The 17,807-nt window shown below is 73.8% G+C and carries 17 protein-coding genes; 13 read left to right on the top strand and 4 right to left on the bottom strand.

From position 1 onward, the window contains the following. The first annotated feature begins 52 nt into the window (after positions 1 to 52). The 6 genes from ACFU97_RS16850 (at position 53) to ACFU97_RS16825 (ending at position 6,005) form a co-directional block, all read left to right on the top strand. Entirely contained in the window at positions 53 to 631 is a 579-nt protein-coding gene (locus ACFU97_RS16850; protein ID WP_384256638.1) for a carbonic anhydrase, read from the top strand. Positions 632 to 639: 8 nt separating this feature from the next. Further along, positions 640 to 2,124 carry a SulP family inorganic anion transporter gene (locus tag ACFU97_RS16845; protein WP_384256635.1) on the top strand — a complete coding sequence of 495 codons (1,485 nt, stop codon included), beginning with the start codon at positions 640 to 642 and terminating at the stop codon, positions 2,122 to 2,124. A 108-nt stretch (positions 2,125 to 2,232) separates the two neighbouring features. Next, positions 2,233 to 3,057 carry a slipin family protein gene (locus tag ACFU97_RS16840; RefSeq protein WP_384256633.1) on the top strand — a complete coding sequence of 275 codons (825 nt, stop codon included), beginning with the start codon at positions 2,233 to 2,235 and terminating at the stop codon, positions 3,055 to 3,057. 93 nt (positions 3,058 to 3,150) lie between these two features. Further along, positions 3,151 to 4,518 carry an alkaline phosphatase PhoX gene (locus tag ACFU97_RS16835; RefSeq protein ID WP_384256631.1) on the top strand — a complete coding sequence of 456 codons (1,368 nt, stop codon included), beginning with the start codon at positions 3,151 to 3,153 and terminating at the stop codon, positions 4,516 to 4,518. Positions 4,519 to 4,551: 33 nt separating this feature from the next. Further along, complete coding sequence (locus ACFU97_RS16830) at positions 4,552 to 5,103, top strand: YbhB/YbcL family Raf kinase inhibitor-like protein (protein ID WP_384256627.1); 552 nt, start codon at positions 4,552 to 4,554, stop codon at positions 5,101 to 5,103. Positions 5,104 to 5,150: 47 nt separating this feature from the next. Further along, complete coding sequence (locus ACFU97_RS16825) at positions 5,151 to 6,005, top strand: polysaccharide deacetylase family protein (RefSeq protein WP_384256625.1); 855 nt, start codon at positions 5,151 to 5,153, stop codon at positions 6,003 to 6,005. A gap of 37 nt (positions 6,006 to 6,042) precedes the next feature. On the opposite strand, the gene ACFU97_RS16820 is transcribed toward ACFU97_RS16825, so the two are convergent. Both ACFU97_RS16820 and ACFU97_RS16815 read right to left on the bottom strand, forming a co-directional pair. Next, positions 6,043 to 6,714, bottom strand: a complete 672-nt coding sequence (locus ACFU97_RS16820; protein ID WP_384256622.1) for an ABC transporter — start codon at positions 6,712 to 6,714, stop codon at positions 6,043 to 6,045. After that, complete coding sequence (locus ACFU97_RS16815) at positions 6,711 to 7,634, bottom strand: ATP-binding cassette domain-containing protein (protein ID WP_384256620.1); 924 nt, start codon at positions 7,632 to 7,634, stop codon at positions 6,711 to 6,713. Before ACFU97_RS16815 ends, ACFU97_RS16820 begins: the two co-directional genes overlap by 4 nt. A 53-nt stretch (positions 7,635 to 7,687) precedes the next feature. Between ACFU97_RS16815 and ACFU97_RS16810 the strand changes: the two genes are divergently transcribed. The 6 genes from ACFU97_RS16810 (at position 7,688) to ACFU97_RS16785 (ending at position 14,243) form a co-directional block, all read left to right on the top strand. Then, entirely contained in the window at positions 7,688 to 8,404 is a 717-nt protein-coding gene (locus ACFU97_RS16810; RefSeq protein ID WP_384256618.1) for an aminoacyl-tRNA hydrolase, read from the top strand. A 111-nt stretch (positions 8,405 to 8,515) separates the two neighbouring features. Continuing rightward, on the top strand, positions 8,516 to 9,301 hold the full coding sequence (locus tag ACFU97_RS16805; RefSeq protein ID WP_384257037.1) for a DUF4142 domain-containing protein: 786 nt from the start codon (positions 8,516 to 8,518) through the stop codon (positions 9,299 to 9,301). Between the two features lie 154 nt (positions 9,302 to 9,455). Beyond that, the gene (locus ACFU97_RS16800; protein WP_384256615.1) at positions 9,456 to 10,751 is read left to right on the top strand and encodes a DUF692 domain-containing protein; all 1,296 of its coding nucleotides are present in this window, start codon (positions 9,456 to 9,458) and stop codon (positions 10,749 to 10,751) included. A 49-nt stretch (positions 10,752 to 10,800) separates the two neighbouring features. After that, the gene (locus ACFU97_RS16795; protein WP_384256613.1) at positions 10,801 to 11,583 is read left to right on the top strand and encodes a DUF4142 domain-containing protein; all 783 of its coding nucleotides are present in this window, start codon (positions 10,801 to 10,803) and stop codon (positions 11,581 to 11,583) included. A gap of 97 nt (positions 11,584 to 11,680) precedes the next feature. After that, entirely contained in the window at positions 11,681 to 12,481 is an 801-nt protein-coding gene (locus ACFU97_RS16790) for a TIGR04222 domain-containing membrane protein (protein ID WP_384256610.1), read from the top strand. Between the two features lie 97 nt (positions 12,482 to 12,578). Then, positions 12,579 to 14,243, top strand: coding sequence for an alpha/beta hydrolase (locus ACFU97_RS16785; RefSeq protein ID WP_384256608.1), 1,665 nt, complete (start codon positions 12,579 to 12,581; stop codon positions 14,241 to 14,243). A gap of 34 nt (positions 14,244 to 14,277) precedes the next feature. Here ACFU97_RS16785 and hemQ read toward each other — a convergent pair whose 3' ends face one another. Both hemQ and hemG read right to left on the bottom strand, forming a co-directional pair. Beyond that, positions 14,278 to 15,009 carry a hydrogen peroxide-dependent heme synthase gene (gene hemQ, locus ACFU97_RS16780; protein WP_384256606.1) on the bottom strand — a complete coding sequence of 244 codons (732 nt, stop codon included), beginning with the start codon at positions 15,007 to 15,009 and terminating at the stop codon, positions 14,278 to 14,280. Positions 15,010 to 15,014: 5 nt separating this feature from the next. Next, complete coding sequence (gene hemG, locus ACFU97_RS16775) at positions 15,015 to 16,475, bottom strand: protoporphyrinogen oxidase (RefSeq protein WP_384256603.1); 1,461 nt, start codon at positions 16,473 to 16,475, stop codon at positions 15,015 to 15,017. Between the two features lie 157 nt (positions 16,476 to 16,632). Between hemG and ACFU97_RS16770 the strand changes: the two genes are divergently transcribed. Then, complete coding sequence (locus ACFU97_RS16770) at positions 16,633 to 17,604, top strand: DUF4349 domain-containing protein (protein ID WP_384256600.1); 972 nt, start codon at positions 16,633 to 16,635, stop codon at positions 17,602 to 17,604. Positions 17,605 to 17,807 lie beyond the last annotated feature (203 nt).

Genomic DNA, 17,807 nt, shown 5'->3' with positions numbered 1-17,807 from the left:
TGTCCTGCCCACACCGACGCGCCGCAGCGGCGCGCCAGGAGGAGTCACACACATGCAGCCCCTCATCGACAACGCCCGTCTGTTCGGACAGCGCCCTGAGGAGTTCGCCGGACTCGCCGAAGGCCAGTCCCCCCAGGTGCTGTTCATCACCTGCTCCGATTCCCGGGTCGTCCCGGCCCTGATCACCGGCGCCCGCCCGGGCGAGCTCTTCGAGCTGCGCACCGCGGGCAACATCGTCCCGCCGTACGCCTCCGAGCACCCCACCAGCGAGGCGTGCACCGTCGAGTACGCGGTGGAGGTGCTCGGCGTGCGGGACATCGTCGTCTGCGGGCACTCGCACTGCGGCGCCGTCGGCGCCCTGGTGCGCGGCGACGACCTGACCGCCGTGCCGGCCGTGCGCGACTGGCTGACGCACGCCACCCCGCGCCCGTCCGGCACCGTCGAGGACCCGGCCGTCACCGAGGGCGTGCAGAGCCACGTCCTGACCCAGCTGCTGCGGCTGCGCTCGTACCCGTACATCGAGAAGCGGGTCAAGGACGGTCAACTGTCCCTGCACGCCTGGTTCTACGAGGTCCACACCGGCGCCGTGCTGACGCACGACCCGCAGACCGACGCCTTCAAGGCCCTGTGAGGGACGCGATGATGACCAAGTTCCCCCACCTGCGGCAGGACTTCGCCGCATCCCTGGTCGTCTTCCTGGTCGCGCTCCCGCTGTGCGTGGGCGTGGCCGTCGCCTCCGGTGTCCCGGCCGAACTGGGCCTGGTCACCGGCATCGTGGGCGGCATCGTCACCGGCCTCATGCGCGGCAGCAGCCTGCAGGTCTCCGGACCCGCGGCCGGCCTGACCGTGCTGGTGCTGGAGGCCGTGCGGGAGTTCGGGCTCGCCGCCCTCGGCGTGATCGTGCTCGCCACCGGCGTGCTGCAGATCCTCATGGGCGTCCTGAAGCTGGGGCGCTGGTTCCGGGCCATCTCGGTCTCGGTCGTCGAGGGCATGCTCGCCGGCATCGGCCTCGTCCTGATCGCCGGGCAGCTCTACTCGATGGCGGACGCCGAGGCGCCCGCCGCCGGCCTGGAGAAGATAGCCCGGCTCCCGGGGGCGCTCGTCGGCACCCTCGGGCACACCCGGGCCCTCACCTCGCTCCTCGTGGGCGCGGGCACCATCGCCGTCCTGGTGCTGTGGAAGAGGATGCCGAAGCGGCTGCGCGCGGTCCCCGGGCCGCTCGCCGCGGTCGGCCTCGCCACCGTCGTCGCGACGGTGCTCCCGCTGCGGATCGCGACGGTGGAGGTGAAGGGCCTGCTGGGCTCCGTCCAGCCGCCCCCGGCAAGCGCCTTCGGCGAGCTCGCCGGCGTCGGCCTGCTCGGCACGATCGTCGCCTTCACGCTGATCGCCTCCGCCGAGTCGCTGTTCAGCGCGGCGGCGGTGGACCGGCTGCACGACGGTCCGCGCACCCAGTACAACAAGGAGCTGGTCGCGCAGGGCGCGGGCAACGCGCTGTGCGGTGTGCTCGGCGCGCTGCCGATGACCGCGGTGATCGTGCGCAGCGCGGCCAACGTCCAGGCGGGCGCCCGCACCAAGGCGTCCCGCGTGCTGCACGGCGTGTGGCTGCTGCTGTTCGCGGCGTTGCTGCCGGGCGTCCTCGCCTACATCCCGATCCCCGCACTCGCGGGCGTCCTGGTCTACTCCGGCGCCAAGCTGATCCCCGTACGCGGGCTCGTGACGCTGTGGCGCGAGCACCGCGGCGAGGCGCTGATCCTGATGGTGACGGCCGTGTCGATCGTCGCGGTCAGCATGTTCGAGGGCGTCCTGATCGGCCTGGCGCTGTCCGTCGTCAAGACGGCCTGGGAGGCCTCGCACCTCAAGCTGGAGATCGTCGACAAGGGCGCGGGACCCGTGCAGGCGTACCTCTCGGGCAACGCGACCTTCCTGCGGCTGCCGAAGATCCTCGACAGCCTGGAGGCGCTGCCCCAGGACCGCCCGGTGGAGCTGGACCTGTCCGGCCTGCACCACCTGGACCACGCCTGCCGTACGGCGCTGGAGAACTGGGCCGAGCGGCACAGCGCGGCCGGCACCGAACCGGTGCGGGTGACGGCCCCCGCCGAGCCGGCGCGGGTGACGGCGCCGTGAGCTGAGGACCCCGGTCGCCGGTCCCGGAGCCCGTCGTGGCCCGGGACCGGCAACCGGGCATATCGTTGCAGAAGCAGACGTTCAAGACCTCTGACGAAGAAGGTCGCCATGGTCCCTGAGCTGGTGACGGCGGGCGTGGCCGCCTGTTCCGTGGGAATCGTCTACTTCGCGGCCGCGGCACGGGTCGTCAAGCAGTACGAGCGCGGGGTCGTGTTCCGGCTCGGGCGGCTGGCGGGTGAGGCGCGCGCGCCCGGCTTCACCATGATCCTTCCGGTCGCGGAGCGCATGAGCAAGGTCAACATGCAGATCGTGACGCTGCCGATCCCGGCCCAGGAGGGCATCACCCGGGACAACGTGACCGTGCGCGTGGACGCCGTCGTCTACTTCAAGGTCGTCGACGCGGCGGCCGCGCTGGTGAACGTCGAGGACTACAAGTTCGCCGTCTCCCAGATGGCGCAGACGTCCCTGCGCTCGATCATCGGCAAGAGCGACCTCGACGACCTGCTCTCCAACCGCGAGAAGCTCAACCAGGGGCTGGAGCTGATGATCGACAGCCCGGCCATCGGCTGGGGCGTGCAGATCGACCGCGTCGAGATCAAGGACGTCTCCCTGCCGGAGAGCATGAAGCGCTCCATGGCCCGGCAGGCCGAGGCCGACCGCGACCGCCGGGCCCGCATCATCAACGCGGACGCCGAGCTCCAGGCCTCCAAGAAGCTCGCCGAGGCCGCGCAGCAGATGGCCGACACCCCCGCCGCGCTCCAACTGCGGCTGCTCCAGACGGTGACGGCGGTCGCGGCCGAGAAGAACTCGACGCTGGTCCTGCCCTTCCCGGTGGAGCTGCTGCGTTTCCTGGAGAAGGCGCACGAAGCCCCGCACGAGCACTCGCTCGAACCCCCGCACGACCAGCAGCCGCCACGGGAGCTCGGCGAGTGACACGTGCTACGCGCGTGGTTCCGGAGCCGCACGCCGGGTGATAGACACAGCGGGGTCACAGTTCCTGTCCGCCAGCAGGAGGGTTGTCCCCGTATGTCTGCGACACGACGTCAGATCCTCGCCCGCTCCGGTGCCTTGGGAGCGGGCATCGCCTTCACCGGAGCCCTCTCCGAACTCTTCGCCGGGACCGCGGCCGCGCAAGGTCTCGGCCACACCGGTTACGGCCCCCTGGTCCCCGACCCGGACGGCCTCCTCGACCTCCCGAAGGGCTTCCGCTACAAGGTCCTCTCCCGTGAGGGCGACCGGCTGCGCTCCGGCGAGGGCACCGTCCCCTCCAACCACGACGGCATGACCGCCCTGCCCGCCCGGCACGGCCGCGTCCACCTGGTCCGCAACCACGAGAACCGCCCCACGGCGACGTTCGCCGTCCCGACGGTCGAGGGCCTCACCTACGACCCGGCGGGCAAGGGCGGTTGCACGGCCCTGACCCTGGACCGGCACGGCAATGTCCTGTCCGAGCGGGTCGCCATCGCCGGCACGGCCGTCAACTGCGCGGGCGGGCCCACTCCTTGGGGCACCTGGCTCACCTGCGAGGAGACCGAGGACAAGGCCGGCACCAGCGGCTACACCAAGGACCACGGCTTCGTCTTCGAGGTCGACCCGGCCGACCCGCACCGCACCGGCGCCGTCCCGCTGACCGCGATGGGCCGCTTCCAGCACGAGGCGATCGCGATCGACCCCGGGCGCGGGATCGTCTACGAGACCGAGGACGCGTTCCTCAAGCCCTTCGGCCTCTTCTACCGCTTCCTGCCCGACCGGCCGCGCGGAGGCGTCGGTTCACTGCGCGCGGGCGGCCGGCTGCAGGCGATGCGCGTGCCGGGCGTACCCGATCTGTCGACCGTCCAGGAGCCGGGAGCGGAGTTCGGCGGCGTCGAGTGGGCCGACGTACCGGACCCGCTCGCGGCCGAGACGCCGGTGCGGCTGCAGGACTTCGGGCCGAAGGGCATCACGCACGCGCAGAAGCTGGAGGGCTGCTACTGGGGCGGGCGGTGCGTGTACTTCGTGTCGTCCTTCGCGCGCGCCGCCGACGGTTCGGCGGCCGACCACTACGGCCAGATCTGGCGCTACGACCCCGCCGCGCGCCGGCTCACCCTGGTCATCGTCTTCGGCCCGGACACGGATCTGCAGCTGCCCGGCGAGTCACCCGACAACATCTGCCTGGCCCCCAGCGGCGGCCTCATGGTCTGCGAGGACGGCAACGGCGCCCAGCACGTCTTCGGCGTCACCCGGAAGGGCGAGGTGTACGCGATGGCCCGCGGACGCCAGAACATCGGCACCCCGGACGCCCCCGAGTGGGGCGAGTTCGCCGGCGTCACCTTCTCCCCCGACGGCTCCACGATGTACGTCAACTGCTACACGCCCGGCACGACGTTCGCGGTCACCGGGCCGTGGCGCGGGTAGCGGCCGTGCGGGGGCGCGGCTAGCGTTCCGTCCATGCGACGCAGGCTCGTGATCGTCGCCGCCTCGGCGGCGGTGGGGCTGATTTCGGGGTGCGGGGGCGACGGCGGTGACACGTCCGCCCCCCCACCCAGCGCCTCGCAGCGGATCACCGTCTCCAGTCCGGCCTTCGCCGACGGCGGCACGATCCCGCGCCGCTACACCTGCGACGGCGGGAACGTCTCGCCCCCGCTGTCGTTCTCCGGGCTGCCGTCCGGCTCGAAGGGGCTCGCCGTCCTCGTCGAGGACCCCGACGCCCCGCACGGCACCTTCGTCCACTGGGTGGTGTGGAACGCGCCCCCGTCCCAGGGCGGTTGGACGACCGGGCAGGTCCCGCGGGGCGCGGAGCAGGGCCGCAACGGCTTCCGGAAGAACGGCTACGGGGGCCCCTGCCCGCCCAAGGGCCAACGGCACCGCTACGTCTTCTCCGCGTACGCCGCCGACCGCGTCCTCCACCTCGCGTCCGGCGCCTCCGCCGACGCCGTGAAGCGCGCGCTGACCGGCCACGCCCTCGCCTCCGGACACCTGACCGGGCGCTACGGCCGCTGAGCGCGCCGGTCCACCATTTGCCCGTTTTGCACGCTTATGTTCGTACGGTGATCATTCAAGTACGACAAGTGGCCGCGGCCTGCGCACTCGCCTGCGCGGCCGGCGCCGTCCTCACCGCCTGCGGCGCCCCCGAGGCGCCCCACGCCGCCCGCCCGGCACCCTCCGCCACCTCCGCCGCCCCGTCCCGGCCGCCGACCCTCGCGCCCGGCCCGGCAGGACTCGCCCGCGTCTTCACGAACGGCCCGCGCACGCGGGGCAGGACGGTCGCGCTCACCTTCGACGCCGACATGACCGCGGACGAGGGGCCGCGGGCCGCGGCCGGTGAGCGCTTCGACAATCCGCAGCTGATCGCCACACTGCGGGCGCTGAAGGTGCCGGCGACCCTGTTCATGACCGGCCGGTGGGCCGACGAGTATCCGAGCGAGGCGCGCTCCATCGGCCGCGACCCGCTGTTCGAGGTGGCCAACCACTCCTACAGCCACTACGCCTTCACCGCGAACTGCTACGGCCTGCCGACCATGTCCCCGGACCGGATGAGGACGGACGTGGAGCGGGCGTACACGGCGTTCCGCAAGGCGGGGGTGCCGGACGCGATGCCGTACTTCCGCTTCCCTGGCGGGTGTTACGACCGGCGGACGCTGCAGGCGCTGGCCCCGACCGGTGTCACCCCCGTGCAGTGGGACGTGGTGAGCGGGGACGCGTTCGCGACGGACGCCGGCGCGGTGGCGCGGCAGGTGCTCGACGGGGTGCGCCCGGGCTCGGTCGTCGTCATGCACTGCACGCGCAGCGCGGCTCCGGTCACCGAGCAGGCCGTCCGCACGGTCGTGCCCGAGCTGCGCGCCAAGGGCTTCCGGTTCGTGAAGGTGTCCGAGCTGATCGGGGCCGCAGGAGGCCACCGGTGACCGGCTGACACCGCATCGCCCGAGTCGTACCGGGGGATCACGTGCCGCGGCGGGACGAGAGCGCGCAGGCCGCCGCGGTCGCCGCCGCCGCGAGGACGGCGGCCCCGGCCGCCGGGAGCAGGGGCACCGGGACGGTGCCCGACTGCGAGCCGGTGACCAGGCCGCTGACCGCCGCCTGCGCGGGCGAGCCCGTCGCCACCACCGACAGCAGGGCCGCCAGCAGCGTCGCCGGGACCGCGCGGCCGGGCGAGCGCAGCACCGGCCAGTTGGTGAGCGCGCCGACGGCCGTGCCGAGCAGGGCGCAGGCCAGCGCGGCGAGCAGCCCGGCCGCACCCGCCGGGAGCAGCGGCACCCGGGTGTGGCGGTCGGTGCTCACCGGGTCGCTGATCAGCGCCACGAAGACGGTCGCCACCGTGCCGAGCAGGGCGGCCGCGGCGAACGCCACCAGCAGCCGGGCCAGATGGGCCCGCCCGGATCCGGAGGCGGCGGCCACGCAGGCGCGGGCCGCGGGCGGCTCGACCGTGACGCAGATCCGCACCAGCCAGGCCGCGACCGGCAGCAGGGCGGCGGCCGCGTAGCCGAGCGAGTCGAGCACCGGCTGCCCGCCCTGGAGCCCGATGCCGAGGAAGGCCGCGTAGAGGATGACCGGCGGCAGCCAGCGCTGCGAGCGCAGAAGGAGGGCGGCCTGGTAGCGCAGGAGGGCGGTCATCGGTGGCTGTCCTTCTCGTGGCTGCCGGTGTCGCTGCTGCCGGTGTCGTGGTGGACCTTGTCGTGGCTGTCCTGGTCGAGGGGGCGCACCGCCCTCACGTGCCACGGCGGGCGGGCCGTCAGCAGGGTGCGCAGCACGACGTCCGAGTGGGACGCGGGGACGGTGAGGCGGAAGCGGCCCGGCGCGGTCTCCTCCGCCGCGACGACGGCATCCGAAGCACCGGTGGGCGGCCGGGCGCCCGGCGGGCCCTGCGCGTCGACCACGACCCGCGGACCGTCGTCCGCCGCGGCGACCTCCCGCGTACGGCACTCCAGGGCACCGTCGCGCACCGTGCACGTCGTGTCCGGCGCTCCCGCGAGGCGGCCCGGGTCGTGGTCCACGAACACGACGGCCCCGCCCGCCGCCGTGCGCTCCGCGACCGCGCGCTCCAGTTCGCCGCGGGCGGCGGTGTCCAGGCCCGTCCAGGCCTCGTCGAGGACGAGCAGCTCCGGCTCGGCGAGCAGCGCCTGCGCCACGGCGACCTTCTGGCTGCTGCCCTTGGACAACCGCGCCATGGGGGTGCTGGCGTAGCCGGCGGCGCCGAACCGCTCCAGCCACTCGCCGGCGGCGCGGAGCGCGGTCGCGCGGGACAGACCGTGGATCGTGCCGAGGTGGGCGAGATAGCCGTGCGCGGTGAACGGGAGGGCCGACGGGAACCGTTCGGGGACGTAGGCGGTGCGGGGGCGGCCGGTGATCCGGCCCTCGGTGGGGGCGTCGATGCCGGCCAGGAGCCGCAGCAGTGTGGACTTGCCGGTGCCGTTCGCCCCCTCGACGCGGGTCAGCGTGCCCGGTGCCAGGGCGAGGTCGACGCCGCGCAGCACCCAAGGGCCGCGCAGCCCGTAGCGGCGGCCGACGCCGTCCAGCCGAAGATCGCGTCGCATGCGGGCATCCTCCCAAAGGGGCACCGTCCGGCGCCCCCTTAAAGTTGGCCGGTGTGAACCATGAAGCGACGTCCTCCGCCGACAGCCCGTTCCGTTCCGAGCCCGGCGAGCGGGACCGGGCACCGCAGTTCGTGCTGCCCCTCGTCGTGCGCATCGAGAAGGCGTCGCCGCCCGCCCGCACCGACGCGCTGGAGACCGCCGCCCGCGCCGTGCTCGTGATGCTCAGCGACGAGCGGTCCCTCGGGGACGGCGAGTGGGCCGAGGCGGTGCGGGACTGGCAGGACGCCCGGATCCGCAAGGTGGTGCGGCGCGCCCGCGGCGCCGAGTGGCGGCGGGCCGAGGCCCTGCCCGGCATCACGGAGAGCGGGAAGTCGGCCGAGGTGCGGGTGTTCCCGCCCGTGCCGCTCGACGGCTGGCCCAAGGATCTGGCGAAACTGCAGGTGTCCGGCACCGATCTCGACGACCCGGAGCCGCCGGCCGCGCCGGACCCGGCCCTCCCGGTCCTGTGGCTCAACCCGGGCCTGGACATGTCCGCGGGCAAGGCGATGGCCCAGGCGGGCCACGCCGCCCAACTGGCCTGGTGGGACCTGCCGGACGAGGACCGGGCCGCCTGGCGCGACAGCGGCTTCGCGCTCGCCGTGCGCACCGCCGACCCGGCGCGCTGGGACGAACTGACGTCCAGTGGGCTGCCGTTGGTGCGCGACGCGGGCTTCACGGAGATCGCCCCGGGCTCCTGCACCGTGGTGGCCGACCACCCGGCACTCCGCTGACCAGGAGGCTTTGCCGAACGATGTGATTCTTTACCCGTTGTTTGAACGACGGGTGCGCCCCGCGCGTATCTCCCGGCACCAGTCGGTTCCCCCCGGGAGGTCTCCTTGAGCATGCGGATCAACGGCTCGGCCCTGCTCGGCGCGGCCCTCGTCGCCACCCTCGGTGTGCTGGTGTTCCCCGTGTGGCAGTACGCCGACCGGCTCGGCACCGGACAGGCGAACGTGGCGGCGGGGACCGTGAACACCGAGTGGGGCCCGCTGACCGCCGCCGACCGCGATCTGATCGTGCGGGTGCGGCTGGCCGGGCTGTGGGAGCTGCCCGCCGGGCAGCAGGCGATCGAGCGCGCCCCCAGCCGGGCGATCAGGGAGGCCGGCGACCACCTCGTCGTCGGCCACACCGACCTGGACAAGCGGGTGCGCATCGTCGCGGCCCGGCTCGGCGTCCCCCTGCCGAACCAGCCGAACGAGCAACAGCAGGGCTGGCTGCGGCAGATGGACGCGGCGACGGGCACGGCGTACGAGTACACCTTCGTCAACCTGCTGCGCTCCGCGCACGGCAAGATCTTCCCGGCCATCGGCACCGTCCGGAACACCACCCGCAACTCCCTCGTACGGCAGCTGGCCTCGGACGCCAACCAGACGGTGCTCGACCACATCACGATCCTGGAGAAGACCGGCAGGGTCGACTTCGACGCCATCGCCAACGACGCGGTCTCCGGCACCACCGCCAGCCCGACCGGCCCGCCCGCGCCGGTCCCCGGCCAGGTGGCGCCCTCGGCGCCGGCCGCGGAGGGCGGCGGCGACATCAGGACGACCTCGCGCCCCTCCCCGGGCGCACCCGGCACGGTCAACACGGACCGGCCCGATCCGGCGGACCCGCAGGGCCTGCTGGAGTGAGCCGCGAACCTCAAATCTTGCTCTGAAGGTGGGCGGGCAGGGATTCGGGCCCGGACAGCGGGGCCATACCTCCGTCACGTCAAGGACGACGTGACGGAGGAGACGCATCGCCGCGGACGCGAGGACCGGGACACGGCCGAGGAGGGGGACGGACATGGAGCGACTGGGAACGGGCATCGGGTGGCGGCCGGAGATCGCCGACGCCGTGGAGCGCATGCCGGGCATCGACTGGGTCGAGGCCGTGTCCGAGAACGTGTGCCCCGGGCACCTGCCCGCGTCGCTGCGGCGGCTGCGCGCCCGCGGCGTCACCGTCGTCCCGCACGGCGTCTCGCTCGGCCTCGGCGGCGCCGACCGTCCGGACGCCGGACGGCTCGCCGCGCTCGCCGAGCGGGCCGAGGCACTGGGATCGCCGCTGGTCACCGAGCACATCGCGTTCGTACGGGCGGGCGGCCCGCTGACCGCCTCCCCGCTCCTGGAGGCCGGGCACCTGCTGCCCGTGCCGCGCACCCGGGACGCCCTCGACGTGCTGTGCGAGAACGTCCGCATCGCGCAGGACGCGCTGCCGGTGCCGCTCGCCGTCGAGAACATCGCCGCCCTGATCTCCTGGCCGGGCGAGGAGATGACCGAGGGGCAGTTCCTGTACGAGCTCGCCGACCGGACCGGCGTACGGCTCCTGATCGACGTGGCCAACCTGCACACCAACCACGTCAACCGCGGCGAGGACCCGGCGAAGGCGCTCGCCGAGCTTCCCCTGGAGGCCATCGCCTACGTCCATGTCGCGGGCGGCTTCGCGCGCGACGGCGTCTGGCACGACAGCCACGCCCACCCGGTCCCGCAGCCGGTCCTCGACATCCTCACCGACCTCGCCTCCCGGGTCTCACCGCCTGGCGTGCTGCTGGAGCGGGACGAGAACTTCCCCGAACCGGCCGAGTTGGAAGGGGAGTTGAAGGCGATCCGGGTGGCCGTCGAGAAGGGGCGGGCCCGGCGGGACGAGCGGGAGGCGGTGGCCGGCACCGGCGCCCGGGCCGCCCCCTCCTCCGCCACCCACGCCGCCCGCCAGCGCCTCGCGCTCGCCCAGACCGCGCTGCTGTCCGCGCTCGTCGCCGGGACTCCCGTGCCGGAGGGGTTCGACCGGGTGCGGCTGGGGATGCAGGCGCGGGCACTCGCCGGGAAGCGGGCGGACGTCGTGGCCAAGGTGGCGCCCGAACTGCCGGAGATCCTCGGCGGGACGTACCGGACCGCCTTCCTCGCCTACGCCCACGGGCACCCGATGACGGGCGGCTACCGCAGGGACGCCCTGGACTTCGCCGGGCATCTGCTGCTCGACGGACACCTCGAGGAGGGCCGCGTCCGGCGGGAGCTCAGGGCGTGGTGGCTGGAGCGGTCGGGTCCCCGACCGAGGTCGCAGCGGGTGGCGCGGGTGGCCCGGCGGGTGCTGCTGCACCGCTGAGGGGGCGCTCGAACCCCGCAGTAATATGCGGTGCCGTACAGGAGGCACCATGCGACCCCGACCACCCCTCAAGGGCCGAGGCATAGTCAGCGGCACCGGCGTCATCGTCATCGGCCTGATGGCCACCCTGCTCGCGCTGATCTTCCCGATCTGGTCCTACGCCGACCGATCGGGCACCGGCACGGGCACCGCGGCCGGCACGCTGAGCGCCCACACCGTGCCGACCCGGTACGGTCCGCTGTCCGACCTCGACCGCGACTTCGTCACCCGGGTCCGGCTGGCCGGGCTGTGGGAGCTGCCCGCCGGGCAGGAGGCCGAGCAGAAGGGCACCACCGAGGCCGTACGCACGGCGGGGCAGCACCTGGTGGAGGGGCACACCTTCCTCGACCAGCGGGTGCGGGACGTGGCCGCCAAGCTCGGGCTCCGGCTGCCCAACGAGCCCAACGCCCAGCAGCGGCAGTGGCTCGCCACCCTGAACGCGGCCCAGGGCACGGACTACGACCGCCAGTTCGTGAACATCGCGCGGCTGGCGCACGGCAAGGTGTTCTCCCTCGTCGCCCAGGTCCGCGCGACCACCCGCAACGCGCAGGTGCGCTCGCTCGCCGACGACGCCAACACGACCGTGCTGGACCACATCAAGGTCCTGGAGGCCACGGGGTACGTGGACTGGAACGCGCTCGCCCAGGACATGGCCTCGGCGAGCACACCCCCGCTCACCGGCTCCCCGGCCCCGCCCGGCCCGGCGGCGGACCCGAGCCCGGCCACGCCCGTCACGGCGTCGCCGTCCCCGACCTACCCGCTCCCGCCGCCCGCCTCCAGCCCGCCGCCGTGACGGGCGGACCAAACGGAACGTCACATACCGGCGACGCCTTGTCCGTATTGTGAACAGGGCATGGCGTTCCCCAGAGCATCTGGCATAGAAACGCGGCATGTTCTGGGTCCTTCTCCTGCTGCTGGCCTGGGCCGCGGCCGGCACCGCGTGCACACGCCTGTGCCTGGCCGCCGTACGCGCGGCGGCCGGCGACGCGGACGTCCGAGGAGACGCCAGGCGTCATGAGCTGACCCTCTACGAGGCCGCCTTCCTGTCCGGCGGGCCCGGCCGGGTCGCCGACCTGACCATGATCTCGATGGCCAGACAGCGGCGGCTGCTGCTCGCCCACACCGGCTGGGCCACGGTGGTCGACCCGCGCGGCCGGGACGACATGGAGCGGTCGGTCATCGGGGCCATCGGGCCCGAGGGGCAGAGCCGCATCGCCCCCGTACGGGCGGCCGCAGCCTCCGCGGACGCCGTCGCCGGTCTCGCCGACCGGCTCGTCGACGCGGGACTGGCCGTGCCCGCAGGCGCCCGCACCACCGTCGCGGCCGGCGTGCGCCAGGTGCGGCTCGCCGCGCTCGCGGTGCTCGCCCTGGGTGCGACCGCGCTGCTGGTGCCCGCCCAGCCGGACATGCCGCGCGCCCTGGTCGCCCTCTGGTTCGCGCTGCCGCTCGCGCTGACCCTGAGCTGCCTGGCCATAGCGCGGGTCGAGGTCCACCCGTACTCGCGCTGGGCCTCTCCCGCCGGGCAGCGGCTGCTGGGCGCCCTGACCCGGCGCGCCACGAGCGGCGACGACCGTACGTACCTCACCACCGTGGCCGTACGAGGCGTCCGCGCGATCGGCGAACCGGACCTGCGCGCGGCCTTCGCACACCGCGACCAGCCCTGGCGCGAACCGCACATCGGGGGCGCATAGGGGGCATTGGCGCCGACACCTCCTCTTGGTGCTTGCCTTCTCCATACACCGAACGAAACATCCCTTTTGTCGCTGCCATGCACCGAAGGGATACGTCATGAGAGCTGCCGCCCTCTACTCGGCCGCCGGATCCTTGCTCCTGACCGCCCTGGCGCTGGCCCCGGCCGGGAGCGCACCGGCCGCGCCGGGTGCGGCGGGTGCGGCGGCTGCCCCCGGCGCGGCCGAGCTGCGGGGCACGGCAGTGGCGGCCGCGCGGGCCCGGGCGGCCGGCATCGCCTTCGGGAAGTGCTCCGACGTCAAGGACATGCCCGGCGCCATGCAGTGCGGCACGGTGTCCGTCCCTCTCGACTACGCCCACCCCGCCGGCAAGCAGATCAAGCTGACCGTCACGCGGGTGGCCGCCACGCACAAGGACCCGCACAACAGCAAGGTGCGGGTGCGGCGGCAGGGCGCGCTGGTCTACAACCCCGGCGGCCCGGGCGGCGACGGCCGGTACTTCCCGCTCGTCGGCCTGCTCCCGGAGTGGAAGCGCATCGCCTCCGCCTACGACCTGGTCGGCTACTCCCCGCGCGGCGTCGGCCTGTCCGCGCCGCTGTCCTGCGAGGACCCGGGGCGGTTCTACAAGGCGCCGTCGCAGGCGCCCACGCACCCGTCGGAGTCGTACAAGAAAGAGCGCATCGCGCAGGCGAAGGCCTACGCGCAGGGCTGCGCCAAGCGGTCGGGCAGCGGGCTGCGGCACTTCAACTCCCTCAACAACGCGCGTGACCTGGACGTGCTGAGGGCGGCGCTGGGCGAGCAGAAGCTGACGTTCATGGGGGCGTCGTACGGCACCTACTTCGGGGCCCTGTACGCGACGCTGTTCCCCTCGCACGTGCGGCGGATGGTGTTCGACTCGGCGGTGAACCCGGCGCCCGAGCAGATCTGGTACCGCAACAACCTCGACCAGTCGGCCGCGTTCGAGAGCCGCTGGACGGACTTCCGGCAGTGGATCGCCCGGCACGACGACGTGTACGGGCTGGGCACGACCGTGGCGACCGTCCAGCACAACTACGCCAAGGCGAGCGCGCAGCTGGCCGCCCAGCCGGCCGGGGGCAAGGTGGGTCCCGCGGAACTCCAGGCCGCGTTCCTGTCGGCCGGCTACTACGACGACTACTGGCCGCGGCGCGCCCAGGCGCTGTCGGCGTATCTGAAGGGCGACCCGAAGCCGCTCGTCGAGCAGGCGGGGCCGGCCACGGAGGCGGCGGCCGAGGCGGAGAACTCCAACGCGGTCTACACGGCCGTCGAGTGCAACGACTCCGCCTGGCCGACCGACTTCAAGGTCTGGGACCGCGACAACACGCGGCTCGCGCGCGTGGCGCCGTTCGAGACCTGGGACAACGCGTGGATGAACCTGCCGTGCGCCTACTGGCCGGCGCCCCGGCAGCAGCCGCTGGACGTGCGGACCGGGCCCGGTGAGCTGCCGACGACGCTGATCCTGGCCGCGGAGCGGGACGCTGCGACACCGTACGACGGCGCCCTGGAGATGCAGCGGCGGCTGTCCGGCTCGGTCCTGGTGACCGAGCGGGACGCGGGCACGCACGGCATCGCCGGCGGCCCCAACAAGTGCGTCAACGGCTACCTCGACGCCTACCTGCTGGACGGCCGCACGCCGGACCGGCGCGCCTCCTGCGCCCCGCACACCGAGCCCAAGCCCTCAACCACCGCCCGAGCCCACCAGACCCCCCTCAAGGACACCCTGAAGGGCAAGACCGCCAGAGGCTGACGCCGGCCCGCGGGCCACCACCGGCGGCTTCCGCTCAGGCCAGGTCCGCGATCAGTTCCGCGATGTCCTTGCGGCGGCCCGTGTAGAACGGGATTTCCTCGCGGACGTGGCGGCGGGCCTCGGAGCCGCGCAGGTGGCGCATGAGGTCGACGATGCGGTGCAGTTCGTCGGCCTCGAAGGCCAGGATCCACTCGTAGTCGCCGAGGGAGAACGAGGCGACCGTGTTGGCGCGCACGTCCGGGAAGCCCCGCGCCATCTTGCCGTGGTCGGCGAGCATGCGGCGGCGGTCCTCGTCGGGCAGCAGGTACCAGTCGTAGGAGCGCACGAAGGGGTACACGCTGACGTAGTTGCGCGGCGTCTCGTCGGCGAGGAACGCGGGGATGTGCGAGCGGTTGAACTCGGCGGGGCGGTGCAGCGCCATGTTCGACCAGACCGGCTCGAGCGCGCGGCCGAGCCTCGTGCGGCGGAAGAGGTTGTACGCCTCCTGCAGCTGGTCCGCGGTCTCCGCGTGCCACCAGATCATGAGGTCGGCGTCGGCGCGCAGGCCCGAGAGGTCGTACGTGCCGCGGATCGTCACGTCCTTCGCGGCGAGCTGGTCGAACAGCTCCTGGACCTCGTCGGCGTAACCCGCCCGCTCGGCGGGCAGCACGTCCTTCAGCTTGAAGACGGACCACAGCGTGTAGCGGATGACCTCGTTGAGGTCCTTGGCCAGCTTGCCCTTGTTGGGGATCCTGCCGGGCTCGGTGGTGGGGGCGTCGTCGCTCATGTCCCCTATTCTCCCGCTCCGCCGTGCAGACTCTGCACCGGGTTGGCGGTGAGCTCCTGCACACCCCTCAGGTCGCCTTCCAGCTGGTCCACCGCCGCGTACGCGCTCGCGATGCACGCCGGGATGCCGACCCCGTCGAACTGCGCGCCGCACAGGGCGAGACCCGGCAGCTTGGCGACGTGCTCGCGGACACGGGCCACGCGCGCGTGGTGGCCGACGGGGTACTGCGGCAGGCCGTCGGTCCAGCGGGTGACACGCGTCTCGACCGGCTCGGCGTCGAGGCCGGTGGCCTCGCGCAGGTCGTGGCGGGAGAGGTCCACCAGGTCGGCGTCCTCGCGCCCGAGGATCTCCGTCTCGCCGTACCGCCCGACCGAGGTGCGCAGGACCAGCAGCTCGGGGTTGTCGTCCGCGATCCAGCCCCACTTCCGGGAGGCGAACGTCGACGCCTTGATGGTGCGCCCGTCGACCGGCGGCACGAGGAAGCCGCTGCCCTCGGGCAGGGCCGCCTCCTCCCGGCGGTAGGCGAGGGTGATCAGGGCCATGGACGCGTACTCCACGGCGGCGAGTTCGGTCGCGGCGGCCGGCGCCTCGGCCCGCAGCAGTGCGGCGGCGGCCGGGGCGGGCACGGCGACGATCACGGCGTCCGCGCGCAGCACGCGGTCACCGGCGACGACGCGCCAGGTCCCGCCGCCCTCACGGCGCAGCTCGGTGACCGCGGCCCCGGTGACGATCTCGCCGCCCCGGGCCCGCACCGACGCGGCCACCGCGAGCGGCAGGCTGCCCACGCCGCCCTCGATGCCCATGAACACGGGGCCGGTCTGCTGCGCCGCGGCGGCCCTGGCCTGGATCTCGCGGACCGCCTCGGTGAGCGAGTCGTGCGTCAGCGCGGCCTGGTAGAGCTGCGGGACCGCCGAGCGCATCGAGATGCGGTACGCGTCGCCCGCGTAGACACCGCCGAGCAGGGGTTCCACCAGGCGGTCGACGACCTCCCGGCCGAGCCGCGCCGCCACGTACTCCCCGACCGCCACGTCGTCGCCGACCTCCGTGCGGGGCAGGTCGGCGTCGCGCTCGATGCGGGCGAGGCCCTCGTCGGACAGCACGCCGGCCAGGGCGGCGGCGGTCCCGGGGACGCCCATGACATGGCCCTTGGGCATGGGGCGCAGGGCACCGCGCGTCCAGATGGAGGCGGTGGCGGTGGCCGGCGGCCGGAGGCGCTCGTCGAGGCCCACCTCGCGCGCGAGGGCCACCGCCTCCGGCCTGCGGGCCAGCAGGGACTCGGCGCCGAGGTCCACGCGCGTGCCGGCGATCTCGCCCGGCAGCAGCTTGCCGCCGACCCGGTCCGACGCCTCCAGCACGGTCACCCGCGCACCGCGCCCGAGCAGCCGGTGCGCCGCGGCCAGCCCGGCGATCCCGGCCCCGATGACGACGACCTGCCCCGCACCCGTGCGGCTCTCCTGTTCGCGCATGTCACCAGCCTCTCAGACCCCGCTGACAGACCGTCGGCGGCCCGGTGTCCGGGACGAGTCCCGACCGTGACCGCATCGGGACCGTGCGGGTCCAACGTCCCGACCCCTTCGGGCGTCGAAGAAGCGTCAGACGTCACCACCCTCGGGGGTTCAGCACATGCGCTCACCGCATCCCGTACGACCCGTACCGGCCCTGGCCGCAGTCCTGCTCGCCGCGACGCTCGCGCTGACCGGATGCAGCGCGGGCGGCAGCGACTCCTCCAGCAAGGCGGCGGGCGACAAACCCGCCGCGCAGAGCGACGCCAAGGGCTCCGCGCCGGGCGGTGAGAAGGGCGCGGGCGGCGCCCAGCAGGCCCGGGCGCCCCGGCTCACCAGCAGCATCATCCGCACCGCCTCACTGACCGTGCAGGTCAAGGACGTGCCGAAGGCCCTCGACGAGGCCCGCACCACCACCGAGAACGCGGGCGGCTACGTCGGCGACGAGACGACCACGCGGGACGAGAAGGGCCGCGAGCGCACCCGGGTCGTGCTGCGCGTGCCGGTCGAGAAGTACGACGAGGTCCTCGCCGACCTCCAGGGCGCGGGCAAGCTGCTCGACCGCACCGCGAAGGCCGAGGACGTCACGGACCAGGTCGTCGACGTAGACAGCCGCATCAGGTCGCAGCGCGCGAGCGTGGTCCGGGTCCGTGAGCTGATGGACCAGGCCACCAAGCTCAGCGACGTGGTGGAGCTGGAGGGCGAGTTGAGCAGCCGGGAGGCCGACCTGGAGGCGCTGCTCGCCCAGCAGGCGTCGCTGAAGGACCGCACGAGCCTGGCCACGATCACCCTCTCCCTGTCGGAGACCCCGGTGAAGACGGCCGCCGAGGACGAGAGCCCCGGGTTCGTGGACGCGCTCGCGGGCGGCTGGGACGCGTTCGTGACCATGCTGCGCTGGCTGGCGGTGGTGATCGGCGCGGTGCTGCCGTTCGCCGCGGTGGCCGCCCTGATCGTGCTGGCCTGGCTGCGGCTGGTCCGGCCCCGGCTGCCGCGCCGCCCGGCCCACGCGCCCGCGACGAGCGCGCTCGGCCCGCTGCCGGCGGCTCCTCCCGTTCCCGGCGGCGGCACGCGCAAGGGCGGCGACGAGGACTGAAATGCCCTGCCCCCGTAGCGTGTTCACATGAACATGAGCGCTGCACGGGAACGACTGGTGGTGATCGGCGGCGGGGGGGCGGGGAGGGGCGCGGCGTCACAAGAACACCCACCCAAAGACCCCCACGCGCTGGAGACCGTCGCCCTCTCGCGCCGCCCCCCTCCCCCCCCCCCCCCCTCTCCCCCCCCCCCCCCCCCCCCCCC

The sequence above is a fragment of the Streptomyces sp. NPDC057616 genome (assembly GCF_042800575.1).
Lineage (GTDB): Bacteria > Actinomycetota > Actinomycetes > Streptomycetales > Streptomycetaceae > Streptomyces.
This window is presented reverse-complemented; position numbering and strand designations above follow the sequence as displayed.

Coding starts and splice junctions, on each gene's coding strand:
- ACFU97_RS16850 (WP_384256638.1), top strand. CDS start 53: ATGCAGCCCCTCATCGACAACGCCCGTCTGTTCGGACAGCGCCCTGAG.
- ACFU97_RS16845 (WP_384256635.1), top strand. CDS start 640: ATGATGACCAAGTTCCCCCACCTGCGGCAGGACTTCGCCGCATCCCTG.
- ACFU97_RS16840 (WP_384256633.1), top strand. CDS start 2,233: ATGGTCCCTGAGCTGGTGACGGCGGGCGTGGCCGCCTGTTCCGTGGGA.
- ACFU97_RS16835 (WP_384256631.1), top strand. CDS start 3,151: ATGTCTGCGACACGACGTCAGATCCTCGCCCGCTCCGGTGCCTTGGGA.
- ACFU97_RS16830 (WP_384256627.1), top strand. CDS start 4,552: ATGCGACGCAGGCTCGTGATCGTCGCCGCCTCGGCGGCGGTGGGGCTG.
- ACFU97_RS16820 (WP_384256622.1), bottom strand. CDS start 6,714: ATGACCGCCCTCCTGCGCTACCAGGCCGCCCTCCTTCTGCGCTCGCAG.
- ACFU97_RS16815 (WP_384256620.1), bottom strand. CDS start 7,634: ATGCGACGCGATCTTCGGCTGGACGGCGTCGGCCGCCGCTACGGGCTG.
- ACFU97_RS16805 (WP_384257037.1), top strand. CDS start 8,516: ATGCGGATCAACGGCTCGGCCCTGCTCGGCGCGGCCCTCGTCGCCACC.
- ACFU97_RS16800 (WP_384256615.1), top strand. CDS start 9,456: ATGGAGCGACTGGGAACGGGCATCGGGTGGCGGCCGGAGATCGCCGAC.
- ACFU97_RS16795 (WP_384256613.1), top strand. CDS start 10,801: ATGCGACCCCGACCACCCCTCAAGGGCCGAGGCATAGTCAGCGGCACC.
- ACFU97_RS16790 (WP_384256610.1), top strand. CDS start 11,681: ATGTTCTGGGTCCTTCTCCTGCTGCTGGCCTGGGCCGCGGCCGGCACC.
- ACFU97_RS16785 (WP_384256608.1), top strand. CDS start 12,579: ATGAGAGCTGCCGCCCTCTACTCGGCCGCCGGATCCTTGCTCCTGACC.
- hemQ (WP_384256606.1), bottom strand. CDS start 15,009: ATGAGCGACGACGCCCCCACCACCGAGCCCGGCAGGATCCCCAACAAG.
- hemG (WP_384256603.1), bottom strand. CDS start 16,475: ATGCGCGAACAGGAGAGCCGCACGGGTGCGGGGCAGGTCGTCGTCATC.
- ACFU97_RS16770 (WP_384256600.1), top strand. CDS start 16,633: ATGCGCTCACCGCATCCCGTACGACCCGTACCGGCCCTGGCCGCAGTC.